This is a genomic window from Sphingomonas sp. SRI_018, from assembly GCF_057586275.1.
Map to the genome: position 1 here is coordinate 1 of NZ_JBYCZO010000011.1, position 1513 is coordinate 1513.

2 protein-coding genes are annotated in these 1513 nt (G+C 69.1%); both read right to left on the reverse strand.

The genetic code is table 11. From position 1 onward, the window contains the following. Nucleotides 1-1260 (reverse strand): Ig-like domain-containing protein (locus AC2YHA_RS19460; protein WP_487402974.1); only part of this gene is annotated, 1260 nt, incomplete at its 3' end. Continuing rightward, nucleotides 1257-1513 (reverse strand): hypothetical protein (locus AC2YHA_RS19465; protein WP_487402975.1); only part of this gene is annotated, 257 nt, incomplete at its 5' end. The genes AC2YHA_RS19460 and AC2YHA_RS19465, both read right to left, overlap by 4 nt.

The following is a 1513-nucleotide window of genomic DNA, read 5'->3' on the forward strand; positions in this document are numbered from 1 at the left end:
TACCAGGTCGATCCCAGCCGTAGCGCTGTTATCGAACGCGTCGATGTCGAACGGGGCGACGACGTCCGCCTGGGGAGATTCGTTGCCGGCGGCGTCGGTCTGGGTGACGCCCAGCGTCTCGCCGCTGACCTGGGGTTCAGTCAATGTCACCGAGAAGCTGCCGTCCGGATTGACCGCGCCGGTGCCGATCACCGCGCCATTCTCGTCCGTGACCTCGACGCTGGCGCCAGGCTCACCGGTGCCGGTCAGCACGGTGCCGTCATCGCTCACCGCAAGGTCGGTGGGCGCATCGGGCGCGGTGATGTCGGGTGCCAACGCCGTCGTGGGATCGGAGATGTTGCCCGCCGGATCCGTCTGCGTGACCGTCACCGTCTCGCCGTTGGCTTGCGGCTCCGTCAGCGTCACCGTGTAGTTGCCGTCGGGATCGACAGTGCCGGTCCCGATCAGATTGCCGTCCGGATCACGCACCTCCACCGTTGCTCCGGGCTCGCCGGTGCCGGTCACCACCGTGCCGGTGTCGTTGACATCGGCCGTCGGCGCATCCGGCGCGGTGATGTCGGGTGCCAGCGCTGTCGTCGGATCGGAGACGTTCCCCGCAGCGTCGCTCTGCGTGACCGACAGGCTTTCCCCGTTCGTCTGCGGAGTCGTCAGCGTGACCGAATAATGGCCGTCGGCATCGACCGTCCCCGTACCGATGACGTTGCCGCCAGGATCGCGGACAGTGATGCTCGCCCCCGCTTCGCCTTCGCCGGTCACGGTCGTACCGGTGGCGTCCACCGTCGCCGAAGGGGCTGATGGCGCGGTCAGATCGGGGGCGAGCGCCGCCGTGGGATCGGAGACGTTCCCGGCAGCATCCGCTTGCGTGGCCGTCAGACTCTCACCATTGGTCTGCGGCGTCGTGAGCGTGATCGTATAGGTGCCGTCCGTGCCGACCGGGCCCGTACCGATGACGGTGCCCGCCGGATCGCGGATGGTGACAGTGGCGCCGGGCTCGCCCCGGCCCGTCACCACGGTGCCGGCATCGTTGACCTCCGCGGTCGGCGCGTCGGGCGCGGTGATGTCGGGCGCCAGTGCGATGGTCGGATCGGAGACGTTCCCCGCAGCATCGGTCTGCGTGACGGTCAGCCTCTCGCCGTTGGTCTGCGCCGGTGAGACGGCCGCCGAATAGGACCCGTCCGCGGCAACCGTTCCCGTCCCGATCAATGTGCCGTCAGGCGAGTAGATCTGAACGGTAGCACCGGGCTCACCATCTCCCGTCACCGCCGTGCCCGTGGCGTTGACCGTCGCCGTAGGCGGAGGCGGAGCTTCGGTGTCGGCATCGGCATCCGCGTCGGCGTCAGCATCCGCATCGGCGTCAGCGTCAGCGTCCGCATCGGCGTCAGCGTCAGCGTCCGCATCGGCATCGGCATCCGCATCGGCGTCAGCATCCGCATCGGCGTCAGCATCCGCATCGGCGTCAGCATCCGCGTCGGCGTCAGCATCCGCGTCGGCGTCAGCATCCGCGTCGGCGTCA